Raw genomic sequence first — 17,293 nt, forward strand, 5'->3', positions numbered from 1 at the left:
CTGGTGCTGCTGGGCGCCGCCTACGTCGGCGTGGCGGTGCGCTTCATGCAGCTGGGCCAGCAGGTCAGCCTGCCGGGCATCGAACATCTCGATCACTTCTTCACCTCGGCCGTCGCATTCACCGCCGCGATCATCTTCAGCATGAGCGCGATGGGCATGTACCAGCTCGACTTCAACGAAGGCCTGCGCAATCCCTTCTTCATGAAGCTGATGCCGTCGTTCGTGATGGGCTTCCTGATCCTGACGCTGGTGTTCTACGTGGCGCCCGACCTGTATTTCGGCCGCGGTACGCTGGCGCTGGTGTTCGGCGTGGCCGGCGCCGGTATCTTCACGGCGCGCATGATCTTCTTCAAGACGTCCGAGCTGCGCTTCCTGGAAACCCGCATCCTGTTCCTCGGCGGCGGTCCGCTGGCCAAGGAATGCAGCGACCTAGCGCGCCAGAGCGCCAGCTACCACCGCTACAACATCGCCGGCTTCATCGCCACGCCGACCGAAGAACTGTGCGTACCGGCTGGCAACGTGCTGAAATCGCGCGAAGGCGATACCCTGGTCAGCCTGGCGCGCCAGCACAACGTCGAGGAGATCGTGGTCTCGGTGCAGAACCGCCGCGGCGGCTTCCCGATCAAGGAACTGCTCGAGTGCAAACTGGCCGGCCTGAAGGTCACCGACGCCGCCACCTTCTTCGAGCGCGAAACCTGCCAGATCCGGGTCGACTCGCTGCAGCCGTCGTGGCTGGTGTTCGGCGGCGGCTTCGACCAGAGCTTCGTGCGGACCTTCATGAAGCGCAGCTTCGACATCGTGTGCAGCCTGATCATCCTGGTGATGACGCTGCCGCTGATGGCGCTGGCGGCGCTGGCGGTCAAGCTGGAAGACCGCGGTCCGGTGTTCTACTCGCAGGAGCGGGTCGGCAAGGACGGCAAGACCTTCTATGTACATAAATTCCGCAGCATGCGCACCGACGCCGAAAAGGGCGGCAAGCCGCAGTAGGCCCAGCAGAACGACCCGCGCATCACGCGCGTGGGCAACTTCATGCGCAAGACCCGCATCGACGAGCTGCCGCAGGTGCTCAACGTGATCAAGGGCGACATGTCGTTCGTCGGCCCGCGTCCGGAACGCCAGTACTTCGTCGACCAGCTGATCGAGGTGGTCCCGTATTACAACGTACGCCACAGCGTCAAGCCGGGCATCACCGGCTGGGCCCAGGTACGCTACGGCTACGGCTCGTCGGCCGAAGACGCGCTGCAAAAGCTGCAGTACGACCTGTACTACGTGAAGAACAACAGCCTGTTCCTCGACGTCCTGATCCTGATCGATACCCTGAAGGTCGTCCTGTTCCGCAGCGGACGCTGATTGACCCCCGCGGCCGTCCGGCGTCGCCCGCGGCCGTGGATTCCATGCTAGACCTACGCCCGACGTGATCAATATCGCCGCCACCAGTTACGCGCTGGCCGCCTTCGGCTTCCTGATGCTGGGCCTGCCCGTCCTGTCGGGCTGGCGCGGCCAGGACCAGCGCGTCACCCTGTCGCTGGCCTGCCTGCTGAGCGCCTTGTGGGCCGGCGTGCTGGCCCTGGGCGCGTACCGCCACGCGATGTGGAGCGGCGTCGACGGCATGCTCGAACTGCTGCGCGACGGCGCCTGGTCGCTGTTCCTGGTGACCCTGCTCGGCCACTGGCGGCGCGAGGATGGCCGTCCGCGCACCTCGCTGCAGGCGGCCGGCGCGATCTATGCGCTGCTGATCGGGATCTTCATCGCCGGCATGCAGGCGCCTGGCCTCTTGTTCGCCTTCGGCGGCGTGCCGGTGCTGGCGCTGTTCGTCGGCTTGTCGGTGTACGGCATGCTGCTGGTCGAGCAGGTCTACCGCAACAAGACGATCGAGGAGCGCTGGGCGATCAAGTTCGCCTGCCTCGGCATCGGCGGCATGTTCGCCTACGACTTCTACATGTACAGCAACACGATGCTGTTCCGCGAGCTGAACCCGGACCTGTGGACCGCGCGCGGCGTGATCAATGCGCTGACCGTGGCGCTGGTCGGCGCCTCGATGGCGCGGCGCAAGTCGTGGAGCACCTCGTTCAAGGTGTCGCGCCGCGTGATGTTCCATTCGGCCGCGCTGTTCGGCTCGGCGATCTACCTGCTGGCCATGGGCTCGGTCGGCTACTACCTGCGCTATTTCGGCGGCAGCTGGGGCACCGTGATGCAGACCGGCTTCCTGTTCGGCGCCGTCTGCCTGCTGGGCGTGATCCTGTTCTCGGGCACCGCGCGCTCCTGGCTGAAGGTCTCGATCAGCAAGCATTTTTACAGCTACAACTACGACTACCGCGAAGAATGGATGCGCTTTACGCGCACCCTGTCCGGTGGCGGCCCGGACTTGGGCGAACGTGCGATCCGGGCGATGGCGGCGCTGGTCGAGAGCCCCGGCGGCGCGCTGTGGCAGCGCAGCGAGGGCGGTCGATACGAAGCGCGCGCGCACTGGCAGACGCCGGACGCGCATCCGGCCGAACCGGCCGACTCGCCGTTTTGCCGCTTTTTGGAAAGCACCCAGTGGGTGATCGACCTCGACGAGTACATCGCAAGCCCCGACAAGTACGAAGGCCTGGCCGTGCCCGACTGGCTGCTCGACACGCCGCGCCGCTGGCTGGTGGTGCCGCTGATGCTGCACGAAAAACTGTTCGGTTTCGTGGTCCTGCAGCGCGCGCGCAGCCCGGTCAAGCTGAACTGGGAGATCATCGACCTGCTCGAAATCGCCGGCAGCCAGGCGGCCAGCTACCTGGCCCAGGAACACGCCGCCAACGCGCTGATGGTGGCGCGCCAGTTCGAGTCGTTCAACCGCATGTCGACCTTCGTCGTGCACGACCTGAAAAACCTGGTGGCCCAGCTGTCGCTGATGAACGCCAACGCCGAGAAGCACAAGAACAATCCCGAGTTCCAGCAAGACATGCTGGAGACCCTGAACCATTCGGTGCAGAAGATGAAGCTGCTGCTGCAGAAGCTGTCGCGCACCGAGAACGCCGAGAAGCCGCTGCCGCTGGCGGTCGACCAGGTGGTGCGCCAGGCCGTGGCCCTGAAGGGCGCGTTCGAGCCGCATCCTCAGCTGCTGGTCGAGCAGGCCGGGCTGCAGGTGGTGGCCGACCGCGAGCGCCTCGAGCGCGTGCTCGGCCACCTGATCCAGAATGCGATCGAAGCCACGCCGCGCGACGGCAACGTCATGATCCGGGTCGGGCGCGCCCCCGCGCGCGCGGACGCGGTCGAGATCGAGATCGCCGACACCGGCGAAGGCATGACCGAGGACTTCATCCGCGAGCGCCTGTTCAAGCCGTTCGACTCGACCAAGTCGGCCGGCATGGGCATCGGCGTGTTCGAGAGCCGCGAATACATCACCGAGCTGGGCGGCGCGCTGGACGTGACCAGCAAGCCCCGGCTCGGCACCACTTTCAAGGTCGTTCTGCCGCTGTACCGCGAAGCCGCGGCTGCGCTGATCGGCTGAACGACCAGAACCGAGGATAGCCGTGACCCAAAACAAACCGAAACTGCTGATCATCGAAGACGATCCCGGCCTGCAGAAGCAGCTGCGCTGGAGCCTGGACGCCTACGACGTGGTCGTCGCCGGCGACCGCGAAGCCGCGCTGGCCCAGATCCGCCGCCACGAGCCGGCGGTCTGCACCATGGACCTGGGCCTGCCGCCCGATCCGGACGGCTCGACCGAGGGCCTGGCCACGCTGCAGCAGATCCTGGCGCTGGCGCCGGACACGCGCGTGATCGTCCTGACCGGCAACCAGGACCATGCCAACGCCGTCAAGGCGATCGGCATGGGCGCCTACGATTTCCACCAGAAGCCGGTCGATCCGGAAGTGCTGAACCTGGTCATCCAGCGCGCCTTCTTCCTGCACAACCTGCAGCAGGAGAACCGCCGCATGCAGCAGTCGCAGGCGGACTCGCCGCTGGCCGGCGTGATCTCGCGCGACCCCGGCATGCTGAAAGTCTGCCGCACCGTCGAAAAGGTGGCGCCGACCTCGGCATCCGTGATGCTGCTGGGCGAATCCGGCACCGGCAAGGAAGTGCTGGCGCGCGCCGTGCATGCGTTGTCGCCGCGTTCGAAAGAGCGGTTCATGGCGATCAACTGCGCGGCGATCCCGGAAAACCTGCTCGAGAGCGAATTGTTCGGCTACGAGAAGGGCGCCTTCACCGGCGCCGCCAAGCAGACCAAGGGTAAAGTCGAACTGGCCCACGGCGGCACCTTCTTCCTGGACGAGGTCGGCGACCTGCCGATGCCGCTGCAAGCCAAGCTGCTGCGCTTCCTGCAGGAGCGCGTGATCGAGCGCATCGGTGGCCACGAGGAAATCCCGGTCGACGTGCGCATCGTCTGCGCGACCCACCAGCGGCTGAAGGAACTGTGCGCGCAGGGACGCTTCCGCGAGGACTTGTACTACCGCCTGTCCGAGATCGTGGTGAACATCCCGCCGATGCGCCAGCGTCAGGGCGACGCCGCGCTGCTGGCTCACCATTTCAAGAATAAATTCTGCGCCCAGGAGTCGCGTTCCTCGCTGCACTTCGCGCCGGACGCGATCGCCGCGATCGAGGCCTATGCCTGGCCCGGCAACGTGCGCGAGATGGAAAACTGCATCAAGCGCGCGGTCATCATGGCCGACGGGAACACGATCGTCGCCGACGACCTCGGCCTGCCCGACGCCGCCGTCGAGGAAGAACCGCTCAACCTGCGCCAGGTGCGCGACGAGGCCGAATACAAGGCCATCGTCAAGGCGCTGGCGCGCACCGACGCCAACATCGTCAAGGCCTCCGAACTGCTGGGCATCAGCCGCCCGACCATGTACGACCTGATGGGCCGCCACGGCATCAAGGTCAACGCATGAACGAAACCGCTTCCGGCGCCGCCGGGCGCACCAAACGCGGAAGCGGGCAGGGCAGGAGGCACAAGAAGCCGCACCGCACGGGCGTGCGCCTGCTGCTGGGCGCCGCTACGGCTGTGGCGGCGCTGGCCGTGTTGGCCGTCGGCGCGGCCGTCGCCGTCGACCACGTTGGCTTCATGCCACGCACGCTGGCGCCCTACATCGAACACCGCAGCAGCGGCCACAACCCGGCGATTTCCGGCCTGGGCCGTTTCGCCAGCCGTACGCTGGTCGAGATGGACCGCGGCACGCCGGTCGACACGGCCGCGCTGCCTGTGCTGCTCGGCGCACAGGAGCGCCCGGCCGGCGTCGATGCGCGCGGCGGGGCGCTGGTGGCCAGCGCCGACGAACTGCGCGCGGCGCTCGGCAAGGCCGATGCCGGCGACACGATCACGCTGCTGCCCGGCACCTACCGCTTCAACGGTGCCGCGCTCGACGCCAGCCGGCCCGGCCGCGAAAACGCGCCGATCACGGTGCGCGCCGCGCGTCCCGGCAGTGTGCAGCTCGAGTTCGACATGGTCGAGGGCTTTCGGGTCAGCGCGCCGTACTGGCGCTTCGAAAACCTGTCGATCCGCGGCGTGTGCGGCGACGACGGCGCGTGCGAACACGCGTTTCACGTGGTCGGCGCGGCCAGCCATTTTGTGGCGCGCAACAACACGCTCGCCGACTTCAACGCCCATTTCAAAATCAACGGCGCCGATGGCCGCTTCCCGGACGATGGCCTGATCGAAGCGAATACGCTGTTCGACAGCCACCCGCGCCGCACCGCCAATCCGGTCACGCCGATCGACCTGGTGGCGGCCAGCCGCTGGACCATCCGCGCCAACGTGATCCGCGACTTCGTCAAGGCCGAGGGCAACCGCGTCAGCTACGGCGCCTTCGTCAAGGGTGGCGGCAGCGCCAACCTGTTCGAACGCAACCTGGTGTGGTGCGAGCAGACGCTCGCCAACCAACCCGGCGAACGGATCGGGCTGTCGCTCGGCGGCGGCGCCACCGGCGCGCAATATTGCCGCGACAAGCGCTGCATCACCGAGCAGGATGGCGGCATCGTGCGCGCCAACCTGATCATGGCCTGTTCCGACGCCGGCCTGTACCTGAACAGCGCCGCCGCCAGCCGGGTCGAAGACAACACGCTGCTCGACACCGCCGGCATCGACGTGCGCTTTGCGACCAGCAGCGCCACGCTGGACGGCAACCTGGTGGACGGTCCGATCCGCAGCCGCGACGGCGGCTTGCTGCACCTGGGCGACAACCGCAGCGCGCCGGTGTGGGAATCGTTCGTGGGCCTGCATCCGGTGCGCGACCTGTTCGCCGATCCGGCCACCGGCGACTTGCGCTGGCGCGACGGCGCGCCCGTGCGCGAAGCCGGCAAGCCGGGCGCCGACCTGTGCGGCGGCAAGCGTACGCAAGGCGTCTACGGCGCTTTCGACGACTTCACGGGCTGCCTCCCGAAGCCCTGAGCGGGGCGGCCTTCCGGCTTATTCGACCAGCAAGGCCCGGTCCGCTTCGCTGCGCAGCACGCGGTCATGCACGAACTGGGCGCAGCCGTACATGCGGCTCATCACCCGTTTGCGCGGGGTGAGCCGCACGATCGGCGCGGTCTGGCGCGAATAATGGCCCTTGAAGACCTGCGCATGCTCGAGGTTGGCGCCGTAGATGTTGTACTCGAGGCCCATCTGGTTGCGGCCGTCGACCACGCGGTGCGGATGCGCGTGCATGATGCGCATGATCGCCAGCGTGTAGGTGATCGGACCGGTCAGGCGCAGCACGCCGCGCTTGCCGACCTGGTGCAGGTAGGGGTCGTAGGTGTCGATGTTCGCCATGACCGTGTCCATTACGGCGCGCAGGAAGGGATGCCCGGGCGCGGCGATGATGTGCCATTGCTGGTACTCGCCGCCCTCGATGTCGCGCAGGTCGTAAACCAAGGCCTGGTGTTCGTACTCGCCGTTGGGCAGGTGCCATTTCGACAGGATGAAGCGGTCGTCCGGGCGCAGCACGGTGTCGAGCGGGCGCGTGGCCGTGCTCTTGATGTCCAGGTAGACCCCGCCGACCTTGTACAGCAGCAGGTAGCGGAACACGTCGGCGCGCGCGGCGCCGTAGCACGGGTCGATGCGCTGGTAGTACTCCCAGATCAGCGGCGGATAGTTTTCGCGGATGAAGGCCGCGATGTCCGCATCGTCGTAGAAACGGTATTCCCAGCCCGGATTGAGGGCGCGCAGCCGGTCGACGTTGGCTTGCAGCTCGGGCGACAGCGTGCGCTCGTAAAACGTCTGGTGGATGATCTTCGGGATCGCGCTGCCGGGCGCAAATTCGGGCATGCGCGCGCGCTTGGGCGGGCGGTTCAGCGGGGGAATCAACAGTGTTTTGATCGACATGACTGGAAAATCGGTGGCGACAGCGAACCCAATCCAGGACTGCCCGCCAATCTTGTTGGTTACAGGCAAATCCTAGACATCCAGTTTTTAGTTTATCAATAGATTAACGACAATCCTACAAAAATCGTAAATATTTGATGATTTTGTGGAGCGCCGGCCTCAGGCCGCCGTGCGCGCCACTTCGTCCAGCAGCGCCGCCAGCTGGGCGGTGCGGGCCTCGCGCGCCTGGGCGCGCACGAACGCAGGCGCGGCCACCGGCGCGCGCCCGTCGTGCGCGAGGCCGAGGAAGCGTATCAAAGCCGCCGCGATGGCGCCGGCATCGTCGAGCGGGGCGACGGTGTCGATCGCGGCCGCCTGCATCAGCGCGGCGGTGTCGCCGGCCGGGTCGGTCAGGGCCAGCACCGGGCGGCTGGCGCGCAGGTATTCGTACAGCTTGGCCGGCACCTGGTCGTTGCAGTTCGCGGCCTGCAGCAGCAGCAGGCCGTCGGCGCCCAGCATCTCGGCCAGCGCCGCGCGGTAGGGCAGGGCCGGCGCGATCTCGACCAGGTCGCCGATACCATGCTCGGCAGCAAGGCGCCGCAGCAAGTCTTCGTGCACCGACGCGCGCAGTACCAGGCGAAAGCCCGCGGCATTCAATTTACCTGCGCGTTTGAGCTGGCCGAGCGCGGCGAACAGCGGACGCGGGTCTCGCTCGGACGGGTAGACGATCCCGCTGTGCAGCAGCGTGAACGGGGCGTCGGCCGGCCGCGCCTGCGCCACCGCGTGCGTGAACTCTTCCTCGTCGTAGCCGTTCTCGATCAGTCGAAAGCGCTCGGGCGGCAGCTCGGGATAGCGCAGCCGGTAGCTGCGCACCGCACCCGGCGTGGTGCAGACGATGCGGGTGGCGTGGCGCACGGTCTGGCGCTCGACCCAGGCCACGGCTTTGCGCATCAAGGGGTCGGTCGGGTAGGCGTCGTCGATCATCGGATCGCGCAGGTCTGCGATCCACGGCAGTCCGGTAAGGCGGTGCAGCGCCAGGCCGATCAGGTGGGCGCTGGCGATCGGGTAGGTCGACCACAGCACGCTCGGGCGCGCGCGGCGTACGATCTTCAAGCCGGCCGGGATCGCGCCCAGGCACCAGCTGACCCAGCGGTCGGGCAGGGCCAGCAGCTGCAGGTAGCGTCCGCGCAGCGCCAGATGGCGCGCGCTGTCGAGGGCGAACGCGCGCGTCACCTCGGCCGGGCCGTCGTAGGGGGCGCCGCCGGCGTCGAGGTAGGCGCGCGGCCGGGCGCTCAGCACCAGCGGCTGCCAGCCGAGCGACGGCAGGTAGTGGGCGAATTTCAGGGTGCGTTGGATGCCGCTGCTGCCGCGCTGGGGCGGGAAGTGGAAGGCCACCATCAGGACTTTTCGATGGTTCACCAGGCGCGCATCCAGTCGGAGGTCCAATCGACCACCTGGTCGTGCCAGGCGCGGCGCGAGCAGGTGTGGTCGGCGCCGGGCAGGTGATGCCGTGTGACGCCCGGCTTGTCCAGCAGACGGCGCCAGGCGGCGTCGCCGTCGGCCAGGTCGCCGAATTCCTGGGCGGTGAGATCGGCGCCGCTCAGCATCACCAGGATGCGACCGTCGAAACGGGCCAAACCCTCGCGCATGCGCGTGGGCAGCGGCCCGGAATCGGCCACCGCGGCGGCGTTGCCACCTGCTTGCGGCCGGCGTAGCGCGCTGCGCACCAGTTTCAAGGCCGAGGCCAGCGCTGCGCCATAGTTGAAACGGCCGCGCAGGATCTTGAGCCAGAATTCGCGCTCGAACAGGCGCGCGCGGTAGTAATGCTTGATGGTGGCCTTGGCCGCGCCGCCCTCGGTGCGCACCCAGGGATTGAGCAGCGCCACGCCGCGCACGCGCGCGTCGCCGGCGGCGTAGAACGAGATCGCCGAGGCGCCGTCGCACAGGCCCCACAGCGCGACCGCGTCAAGCGTCGGCACTTGCGCGTAAAAGCAGTCGAGCGCGGCGCGCAGGTCGTCCTGCACGGTTTCGAAGTCGCGCAGCTCGCCTTCGCTGTCGCCCATGCCGCGGTAGTCGAAGCGCATCGCCGCGATGCCGCGCGCGGCCAGGCTGCGCGCCAGCAGCGTGAACTGGCGATGGCTGCCGGCGCGGTACTGCGGCCCGCCGACCACGATCAGCACGCCGCGCGTAGATGCCTTGCCGGCGGTGTTCGGCGGCAGGCTGATCACGCCGTACAGGCGCTCGCCCTGGCAATCGAAGGCGACCGCGCGTTCGTGCGCCGTGGCGTTCACTGCGCCGGCCATCGCATCAGGCATTGCGCGCCTCCGCCGTGGCAGCAGCCTTGCTTGCGGCGGCTTCGATTGCTCCGATGATGGCCGCGGTGGTCGCTGCGCGCAGCTGAGGGCATTCGGCGATTTCCTGAGTGGCCCAGCAGGGCTGGTCCGGCACCGCCTGCAGCGCGACCTGCACGCCGCGCGCGCGCCAGCTGTCGGCCAGCTGCAGCGCCGGCGGCGGCGCCGGGCGCTCGGCATCGGCCACCACCTCGAACCAGTGCACCGGCGCATCCGGCGCCGCCAGCTTGCCGGCGTCGAGCGACTCGATGGCGTCGGCCATGGCCGGAGAGATATCGTAGCCGCCGATTTCCTGGGCCTGCTCGCGCAGCGCGGCGCGCAGCTGGCGGCTGTCGACGGCGGCGCCGCCGGCCAGCATCTCGCCCGCCAGGCGCAGGCGCAGCAACTGGTTCAGGTAGACCGCGCCACGCAGCACCGGCTGCCAGAACACGAAGCGCGCCACCGGCAGCGCGGCGCTCGCGGCGTAGTCGAGCGCCAGCAGCGCGCCCAGGCGAATGCCCCACAGGCCGACCGCGCGCCCGGTTTTGGCCGCCAGCCAGGCGTGGGCCAAGGCGAGATCCTGCTTCCAGGTCTGCCAGCTGGCGTCGCGGAATTCGCCGTCGCTGTCGCCGCTGCCATATAAATCGATCTGCAGCACCGCGACCCCCTGCAACGCCAGCGCGCGCGCCTGAAGCGCAGCAGCGCGGCGCGTGCGGTTCATCTCTTCGCCGAACGGCGCCACGTACAGCAGCGCCGCTTTCGGCAGGCCAGCGGCCGGGTGGTACATGCAATAGCGCTGCCCCGCCGTGGCCGGCAGGAAGAAATTCTCGGCGCAGGACGCGATCGAGGAGGTCATTGTGCGCTTTTCTGTTCCACGAAAGCAGCCAGGCTGCCCAGCGTCTCGAAGGTGCTGGCGCTGATATCGTCGTCGTCGATCATGATCCCGAAACGGTCTTCCATCGCCGCGATCAGGGTCACCACCGCCATCGAGTCGAGCTCGGGCAGAGCGCCCAGCAGCGGCGACTCGGCCGTCAGGTGCTTGCCGGCCTCGCCCAGGTTCAGCGTGTCGGTCAACAGATCTCTCGTTTGGTCCAGGTACATGTCATGCTCCGTTGTTCGTCGTGGCCGCCGCGCGCGCCTGCAGCAGGGCATGGGTGCGCGTGAGCAGCGGCCAGCGGTAAAGGTTGAGATGGTAAAGAGTGCGCACCGCGTCCGTCCAGCGCGTGTGCCATTCCATCACCCTCCCGTAAAATTCGATGCGCCCGAAACTGCCTTCGTCGAACAGTCCGCGCACGGCTTCCTCGCGCATCAGCAGCGCCGGCGACAGGCTCGAAGGCACCGACTCGTCGTAGGCGGTCTTCAGGATCACGATGCAGTCGCGCTCGTGGATGCACAAATCCATCGCCACCAGCCGCTCACCGAACCGGTAGCGGTAGACCCGCGCCTGGCCGTTGCGTGCGAATGCTTCCAGCATCTGCGTATAAAAGCGGCCCTGGGCGTTGCCGGCGTCGACCGCGCTGCCGCTGCCGGCCTTCCAGCCGGCGCTTTCCAGGCGACCGTAGTCGCGCACGGCGCCGGCCATGTCGGCTTCCAGCGTCAGCGTTTCCAGCCGCGTGACCACGCCGTCCGCCGCCAGCCGGTTGCGCTGTTTTTTCAGGTTGCTGCGCAGGTTCTTGCCGCGCGCCCGCCAGTATGCGTCGAAACCGCCGTCGGCGTCGACGTCGATGCGTGCGGTGTCGATGTAGGCCAGCGTGCGCACGCGCTCGTCGTCGGGTGGGCGCGGCGCCAGCAGCGGGTCGCACTGGGTCAGCGCCAGCAGCAGGGTGAAACCGGGCAGGGCGCGCATCAGGCTGGCGGCCAGCGCGGCCTGCTCCAGACCGGGGCGCTGCAGCCACAGCCCGACCGGCGCCTGGGCCGGCTGGAAGGTCGCCCAGCGGCCCGGACCCTGCGGCGCCAGCACGGCGGCGGCGCAGGTGGCGCCAGCGTCTTCGCAGAAGGCCAGCAGCTCGGCGCCGACGCCGAAGTTATCAAGCAGGCTGGCGACGAAGCTCGGGGCCAGCATCGGCGCGGCCGGTCCGGCCTGGTTCAGGGTAGCCCAGCGCGCGGCGTACTCGGCGAAGCGGGCGGCGGGAACGACGGTCCACTTCATGGCTGCACCGCCTCGCGCACGCGCGCGACCAGCCAGTCGACTTCGTCGGCGCGCAGCTCCTGGTGTACCGGGAAAGCCAGCACCTGGCGCGACAGGCGGCTACTGGCCGCGCAGGTCGTGGCATCGACGCCCGGCCACAGGCTCGAGGCAAAGCGCGTCACCGGCACGCCCCACGCGCACAGGCGCGCGAAGGCCGGTTCCGGATCGTCGACCAGCAGCGGAAACAGCCAGGGGCAGGCGCCGTCCGGCAGGTGCGCGAACAGCGGGCGGGAGCCGGGCAGGTCGCGCAAGGCGCCCTCCAGCTGGCGGTAGTGGGCGCGCCGGCGTTCGACGATGCGATCGCCGGACACCATGCGCAGCAGGCGGCGCGCGCACCACGAGGCACGCTTGTCGACCCAGGCCGGATCGAATTCGGTGCCGCTCTCGGACGATGCCGGCGCCAGGCGCTGCACCGGTTTCTCATGCGCGCGCAGGCGTTTCAGCCCACGCCACAGCCCATCCTTCGCCGTCAAGGCCGGCGCCAGAACGGCGCGCAGCAGCGGCAGGCGGCCGTAGGCAAAGCCCAGTTCCAGCGTGTTGAGCAGCGCCTTGATCTCGAAGCCGGCGCCGGCCGAGTGCAAGTTCATATCCAGCGGACGCCGCGCCACCAGCACGCCGCCGTCGTAGGCCGGGAAGAATTTCATGCTGCTGGCGATCGCGTAGTCGCCGAACGAGCCGACCGGGCGCCCGGCATGCTCGCCGAAGAAGCAGTGGGCGCAATCCTCGACCAGGGCCAGGCCGTGGCGGTCGCAAAAGCTGCGGATCGCGGTCAGGTCCTGCGGGAAGCCGAAGTAGTGCGTGACGACCAAAGCCTTCAGCTTCGGCCCCAGATGCCGGGCGATGTCGTCCAGGTCGACCTGCGTGTCGATACCGACTTTATAAAACACCGGCGTGGCGCCGCGCCACAGCACCGGCGGCACCATCGACAGGCTGTGGTAGGCCGGCAGCAGCACCGTGTCGCCGGCCTGGACGCCGAGCGCGCGCAGCGCCAGCGCCAGCGCGATGCGCCCGCTGGTGACCGCGTACGGCACGCCCGCGTCGAGCACGCTCGGCAGGCTGCGCGCACCCGCTGCGGCCCGTCCGAACGACGCGCACGACAGCACCGGGGCGAGCGGCACGAGGGGCCGCGCCGGTGGCGTGGGCAGGACGGTGGAGGATGCTGGCATGATGTAGGGTGTGTTCGGTCGTATTGTGCCTTGTTTCGCAAGTGAAATGGTAACATTGCGGCCTATTCGCACTGCAACACGATTCCATGAGCGACCTGGTCCACGACTTCATTTTCACCTCGGCGGCGCGCACGCCGCAGGCGCCGGCGCTGGCCTATGGAAGCGCCCGCCTCGACTATGCGGCGCTGGCCGAGGCCGTGCGCGCGGCTGCGCAGGCGCTGGGCGTGCGCCGGCGCGCGCCGGGCGAACGGGTCGCCGTGTTCCTGGAAAAGCGCATCGAGAACGTGGCCGCGCTGTTCGGCGCCGCACTGGCCGGCTGCGTGTTCGTGCCGGTCAACCCGCTGCTGAAACCCGAGCAGGTCGCGCACATCCTGGCCGACTGCAACGTGCGCGTGCTGGTGACGTCGAACGAGCGCTTGAGCGCGCTGGCGCCGGCGCTGGCCGATTGCCCGGACCTGCGCGCGGTGCTGGCCACCGGCTTGAAGGGCGAGCATGCGCTGCCGGCCGGGGTCGAGCTGGCCGACTGGGAAGGCGCCTTGCAAGCCGCCGCATTGGCGCCGGACGCGCCGCCGCGCCGCATCGATGCCGACGTCGCCGCGATCCTGTACACCTCCGGCTCGACCGGCAAGCCGAAGGGCGTGGTGCTGTCGCACCGGAACATGGTGGCCGGCGCCCGCAGCGTGGCCAGCTATCTCGACATCACGCCGCGCGACCGCCTGCTGGCCGTGCTGCCGCTCAGTTTCGATTACGGCCTGAGCCAGCTGACCTGCGCTTTCCTCACCGGCGCCTCGGTCGTGCTGATGAACCACCTGTTCGCGCGCGACATCGTCAGCGCCGTGCGGAACGAAGGCATCACCGGCCTGGCCGCGGTGCCGCCGCTGTGGGCCCAGCTGGCGCGCCTGCCGTGGCCGGCCGACTGCCCGCTGCGCTACATCACCAATTCGGGCGGCGCCATGCCCGGCGCGACGCTGGCCGCCTTGCGCGCCGCGCTGCCGAAGGCGCAGGTGTTCCTGATGTACGGCCTGACCGAAGCGTTCCGCTCGACTTACCTGCCGCCGTCCGAGGTCGAGCGCCGCCCCGATTCGATCGGGCGCGCGATCCCGAACGCCGAGGTGATGGTGGTGCGCCCCGACGGCACGCCCTGCGAAGTGGGTGAACCGGGCGAGCTGGTGCACCGCGGCGCGCTGGTGGCGCTGGGCTACTGGAACGATCCGGCCAAGACCGCCGAGCGCTTCAAGCCCGTGCCCGGCCACGACCCGGCCCTGCCGCTGACCGAGATGGCGGTGTGGTCGGGCGACACCGTGCGGCGCGACGCCGAGGGCTACCTGTACTTCGTCGGCCGCACCGACGATCTGATCAAGGTGTCCGGCTACCGCATCAGCCCGACCGAGGTCGAGGAGCTGGCGTACGCCACCGGCCTGGTCGAGGAAGCGGTGGCCTTCGGCGTGCCGCATCCGGAACTGGGCCAGGCAGTCGTCCTGCTGGCGGTCGCGCCCGAGGGCACCAGCCAGGCGATGCTGCTCAAGGAATGCCAGCGCCGCATGCCGGCCTACATGGTGCCGGCCCACATCGCTTTGCGCATCGACGCTTTCCCGCGCAACCCGAACGGCAAGATCGACCGCCCGACCCTGCGCACGGCTTATTTGGATATTTTCGACACTGGTAACGCCGCATGAACAAGCCCGTCCACGCCCCGCAACTTCACTTCCCGGCCGTCGACGGCGAACTGCAGGTCGGCGGCGTCCCGCTGACCCGCCTGGCCGAACGCGTCGGCAGCACCCCGTTCTACGCCTACGACCGCGCCCTCATCAGCGCGCGCGTAAAAGCCGTGCGCGCGGCGCTGCCGGAGGCGATCCAGCTGCATTTCTCGATCAAGGCCAATCCGATGCCGGCCGTGGTCCAGCACATGGCGACGCTCGCCGATGGTTTAGATGTGGCCTCGGCCGGCGAACTCAAAACCGCGCTGGACACCGGGTTCGATGCGAGCCACATCACCTTCGCCGGCCCCGGCAAGGGGACCCATGAGCTGCGCCGCGCGATCGCCAGCGGCGTGTGCATCAACGCCGAATCGAGCGGCGAGATCGCGCGCATCGCAAGCGAAGCGGAGTCGCTCGGCATCGCCCCGCGCGTGGTGCTGCGTGTGAACCCGGATTTCGAGCTGAAGGCGTCCGGCATGCGCATGGGCGGCGGCGCCAAGCCGTTCGGCATCGACGCGGAAGCGATCCCCGCCGCCGTGGCCCAGTTGCGCGCGCTCGGCATCGAGCCGCTCGGCCTGCACATCTTCGCCGGCTCGCAAAGTTTGAGGGCCGAGGCGATCGTCGACGCCCACGCGCAAAGTTTCGAGCTGGCGCTGCGCCTGGCGGACGAGTGCGATTTCGCGCCGCAGATGCTGAACCTCGGCGCCGGCTTCGGCATCCCGTATTTTCCGGGCGAGGCGCGGCTCGACCTGGCGCCCATCGGCGCCAACCTGGACGGGTGGCTCGCGTGCGTGCGTGCGCGCCTGGGCGATGCGCGCGTGTCGGTCGAGGCGGGCCGCTACTTCGTCGGCGAGGCCGGCGTGTACGTGGCGCGTGTGGTCGATAAAAAAGTCTCGCGCGGCCAGGTGTTCTTGATCACCGACGGCGGCCTGCACCACCACCTGGCGGCATCGGGCAACTTCGGCCAGGTGATCCGCAAGAATTACCCGGCCGCGATCGGCAACCGTGTCGGCGCCGAGGCGCTCGAAACCGTGTCCGTGGTCGGCCCGCTGTGCACGCCGCTCGACGTGCTGGCTGACCGGATGGAGCTGCCCAGCGCGGAAGTCGGCGACCTGGTGGTGGTGTTCCAGTCGGGCGCCTACGGCCTGTCGGCCAGCCCGACCGCTTTCCTGGGGCATCCGGCGCCGGTCGAAGTTTTGGTCTAGGTCCGGCATCATGGCGAACCGCAAAGGCTGGTTATGGGGGGGAGCGTTTTCCGCCGTGACCTATCTCTGCGGTCCGCTCGCTCCCGTCATCCAGTACGAATTCAATCTCACGCATGACGCGTATGTCAACGCCGTCTGGGACTGCCTGTATGGCATCGGTTTCGAGATCGCATTCCTGCTCATTGGCAACATTACGATGAGTCGATTTGCCGGGACGTTGGGTGTCATCGTTTGGCCAACGATCTTGTTCTGGACGATGGCGTATCTGGTGAAACAACTCTATTGCGCCCAATCGGGGATGAGATACCGCGCCTTTCTGGTGATCGTTTTTATCGGCACGCTATTGTTCTACGTGCCGCTGAGCAGCGCCGGTCGATCCGGCAGGCCGACCTTCAGCGCAGACGCTGCAGTCGTTTATTAGTATCTCTGCATGGCGGATCGTGATCAACCGATCGCGCTTTGCTCACTGTGCCGAAGGCCCACGCCGCTGGTTCGCCATGCGCCGGTCGTGCACGTACTGCAGCACGCCGTAGACCAGGTTCAGGCCCTGCTTGACCGGGGTCAGGCGCACGATCGACGCGGTCTGGGTCGAGTAGTGCGAGCGGAAGGTGGTCTGGTGCGACTGGTCGCGGTAGACGTTGTACTCAAACCCGAGCTCGGTCTTGAAGTCGGCGCGGCGGTGCGGGTGCTGGTCCACGATGCGGTGGATCGCCAGCGTGTAGGGAATCGGTCCGGCGGTGCGCAGCGCACCGTTCTTGCCGACGCCGTGCAGGCTCGGGTCGTACAGGCCGAGGTTGGCGATCACGGTGTCGATCACCGCTTTCAGATACGGATGGCCGGGCGCGCAGGCGATGAACCACTGCTGGAACTCGCCGCCGGGGATGCCGTCCAGGTCGTAGTGGCGGCCCCAGGTCGCGCTCGGGCCCTCGGTGTCGCCCCAGGTCGAGAGCAGGTAGCGGTCGTCGGCGCGCAGCACGCTGTCGAGCGGCAATGTGGCGCTGCTCTTGATGTCGAGGTAGACGCCGCCCACCTTGTACATCAGCAGATAGCGGAACAGGTCGGCGCGGGTGGCGCCATAGCGCTTGTCGATGCGCTCGTAGACAGCCAGCATCGGCGCGCCATAGGCAGTGCGGATGAACTCGACGATGTCGGCGTCGTCGTAGAAACGGTACTCCCAGCCCGGATTGCGCGCGCGCAGCGCCTCGGTGCTAGCCTGCAGCTCGGGCGGCAGATCGCGGTCGTAGAAAGTCTGATGGATGATGCGCGGAATCGCCGTGCCGATCGCCTCCTCGCTCACGATGCTGCGCCGCGGCGGCTGGTTCAGGCGAGGTATCAGGAGGGCTTTGAGCGACATGCGGTGTCCGTGTTCGAAATCATTCTAGTTACCTACATTAACACGAGCAATTGATTATAGAAAATACAATTGAGAAACGTGCGCTGTGACGCCTGCTG

At 68.2% G+C, this 17,293-nt stretch carries 14 protein-coding genes and 1 pseudogene; 7 read left to right on the top strand and 8 right to left on the bottom strand.

All coding sequences use genetic code 11. From position 1 onward, the window contains the following. Window positions 1-339: 339 nt before the first annotated feature. The 4 genes and pseudogenes from FA90_RS27735 to FA90_RS19545 all read left to right on the top strand — a co-directional run bounded on the left by FA90_RS27735 (window position 340) and on the right by FA90_RS19545 (window position 6,361). Window positions 340-1,350: pseudogene (locus FA90_RS27735) on the top strand (TIGR03013 family XrtA/PEP-CTERM system glycosyltransferase). A 64-nt stretch (window positions 1,351-1,414) separates the two neighbouring features. Beyond that, window positions 1,415-3,481: an XrtA/PEP-CTERM system histidine kinase PrsK gene (prsK, locus tag FA90_RS19535; RefSeq protein ID WP_036171706.1), complete on the top strand. Its 2,067-nt coding sequence runs from the start codon at window positions 1,415-1,417 to the stop codon at window positions 3,479-3,481. Window positions 3,482-3,503: 22 nt separating this feature from the next. After that, the gene (prsR, locus tag FA90_RS19540; RefSeq protein WP_036171708.1) at window positions 3,504-4,865 is read left to right on the top strand and encodes a PEP-CTERM-box response regulator transcription factor; all 1,362 of its coding nucleotides are present in this window, start codon (window positions 3,504-3,506) and stop codon (window positions 4,863-4,865) included. After that, on the top strand, window positions 4,862-6,361 hold the full coding sequence (locus tag FA90_RS19545; protein ID WP_156116782.1) for a right-handed parallel beta-helix repeat-containing protein: 1,500 nt from the start codon (window positions 4,862-4,864) through the stop codon (window positions 6,359-6,361). The genes prsR and FA90_RS19545 overlap by 4 nt, the downstream gene beginning before the upstream one ends. Window positions 6,362-6,379: 18 nt before the next feature. Here FA90_RS19545 and FA90_RS19550 read toward each other — a convergent pair whose 3' ends face one another. The 7 genes from FA90_RS19550 to FA90_RS19580 all read right to left on the bottom strand — a co-directional run bounded on the left by FA90_RS19550 (window position 6,380) and on the right by FA90_RS19580 (window position 12,939). Beyond that, a complete protein-coding gene (locus FA90_RS19550) occupies window positions 6,380-7,276 on the bottom strand; it encodes a glycosyltransferase family 32 protein (protein ID WP_051971935.1) in 897 nt (298 codons plus the stop codon). A 159-nt stretch (window positions 7,277-7,435) separates the two neighbouring features. Further along, a complete protein-coding gene (locus FA90_RS19555) occupies window positions 7,436-8,701 on the bottom strand; it encodes a glycosyltransferase (RefSeq protein WP_239700845.1) in 1,266 nt (421 codons plus the stop codon). Continuing rightward, a complete protein-coding gene (locus tag FA90_RS19560; RefSeq protein WP_239700849.1) occupies window positions 8,671-9,570 on the bottom strand; it encodes a hydrolase 1, exosortase A system-associated in 900 nt (299 codons plus the stop codon). Before FA90_RS19560 ends, FA90_RS19555 begins: the two co-directional genes overlap by 31 nt. Then, entirely contained in the window at window positions 9,563-10,441 is an 879-nt protein-coding gene (locus FA90_RS19565) for a hydrolase 2, exosortase A system-associated (protein ID WP_081933948.1), read from the bottom strand. The genes FA90_RS19560 and FA90_RS19565 overlap by 8 nt, the downstream gene beginning before the upstream one ends. Then, window positions 10,438-10,686, bottom strand: a complete 249-nt coding sequence (locus FA90_RS19570; RefSeq protein WP_036171713.1) for an acyl carrier protein — start codon at window positions 10,684-10,686, stop codon at window positions 10,438-10,440. Before FA90_RS19570 ends, FA90_RS19565 begins: the two co-directional genes overlap by 4 nt. A 1-nt stretch (window position 10,687) precedes the next feature. Next, complete coding sequence (locus FA90_RS19575; protein WP_036171715.1) at window positions 10,688-11,734, bottom strand: GNAT family N-acetyltransferase; 1,047 nt, start codon at window positions 11,732-11,734, stop codon at window positions 10,688-10,690. Further along, entirely contained in the window at window positions 11,731-12,939 is a 1,209-nt protein-coding gene (locus tag FA90_RS19580; protein ID WP_036171717.1) for a DegT/DnrJ/EryC1/StrS family aminotransferase, read from the bottom strand. Before FA90_RS19580 ends, FA90_RS19575 begins: the two co-directional genes overlap by 4 nt. A gap of 86 nt (window positions 12,940-13,025) precedes the next feature. On the opposite strand from FA90_RS19580, the gene FA90_RS19585 reads away from it, so the two are divergent. The 3 genes from FA90_RS19585 to FA90_RS19595 are packed head-to-tail and all read left to right on the top strand — an operon-like array spanning window position 13,026 to window position 16,262. Then, window positions 13,026-14,615, top strand: coding sequence for an acyl-CoA ligase (AMP-forming), exosortase A system-associated (locus FA90_RS19585; RefSeq protein WP_036171719.1), 1,590 nt, complete (start codon window positions 13,026-13,028; stop codon window positions 14,613-14,615). After that, window positions 14,612-15,841, top strand: a complete 1,230-nt coding sequence (locus tag FA90_RS19590) for a pyridoxal-dependent decarboxylase, exosortase A system-associated (protein ID WP_036171723.1) — start codon at window positions 14,612-14,614, stop codon at window positions 15,839-15,841. The genes FA90_RS19585 and FA90_RS19590 overlap by 4 nt, the downstream gene beginning before the upstream one ends. A gap of 10 nt (window positions 15,842-15,851) precedes the next feature. Beyond that, window positions 15,852-16,262, top strand: a complete 411-nt coding sequence (locus tag FA90_RS19595) for a hypothetical protein (RefSeq protein ID WP_036171726.1) — start codon at window positions 15,852-15,854, stop codon at window positions 16,260-16,262. A 42-nt stretch (window positions 16,263-16,304) separates the two neighbouring features. Here the strand turns inward: FA90_RS19595 and FA90_RS19600 are convergent, their stop codons facing one another. Further along, a complete protein-coding gene (locus tag FA90_RS19600) occupies window positions 16,305-17,195 on the bottom strand; it encodes a glycosyltransferase family 32 protein (RefSeq protein ID WP_051971936.1) in 891 nt (296 codons plus the stop codon). Window positions 17,196-17,293: the final 98 nt, after the last annotated feature.

It is taken from the genome of Massilia sp. 9096 (assembly GCF_000745265.1).
Lineage (GTDB): Bacteria > Pseudomonadota > Gammaproteobacteria > Burkholderiales > Burkholderiaceae_D > Telluria.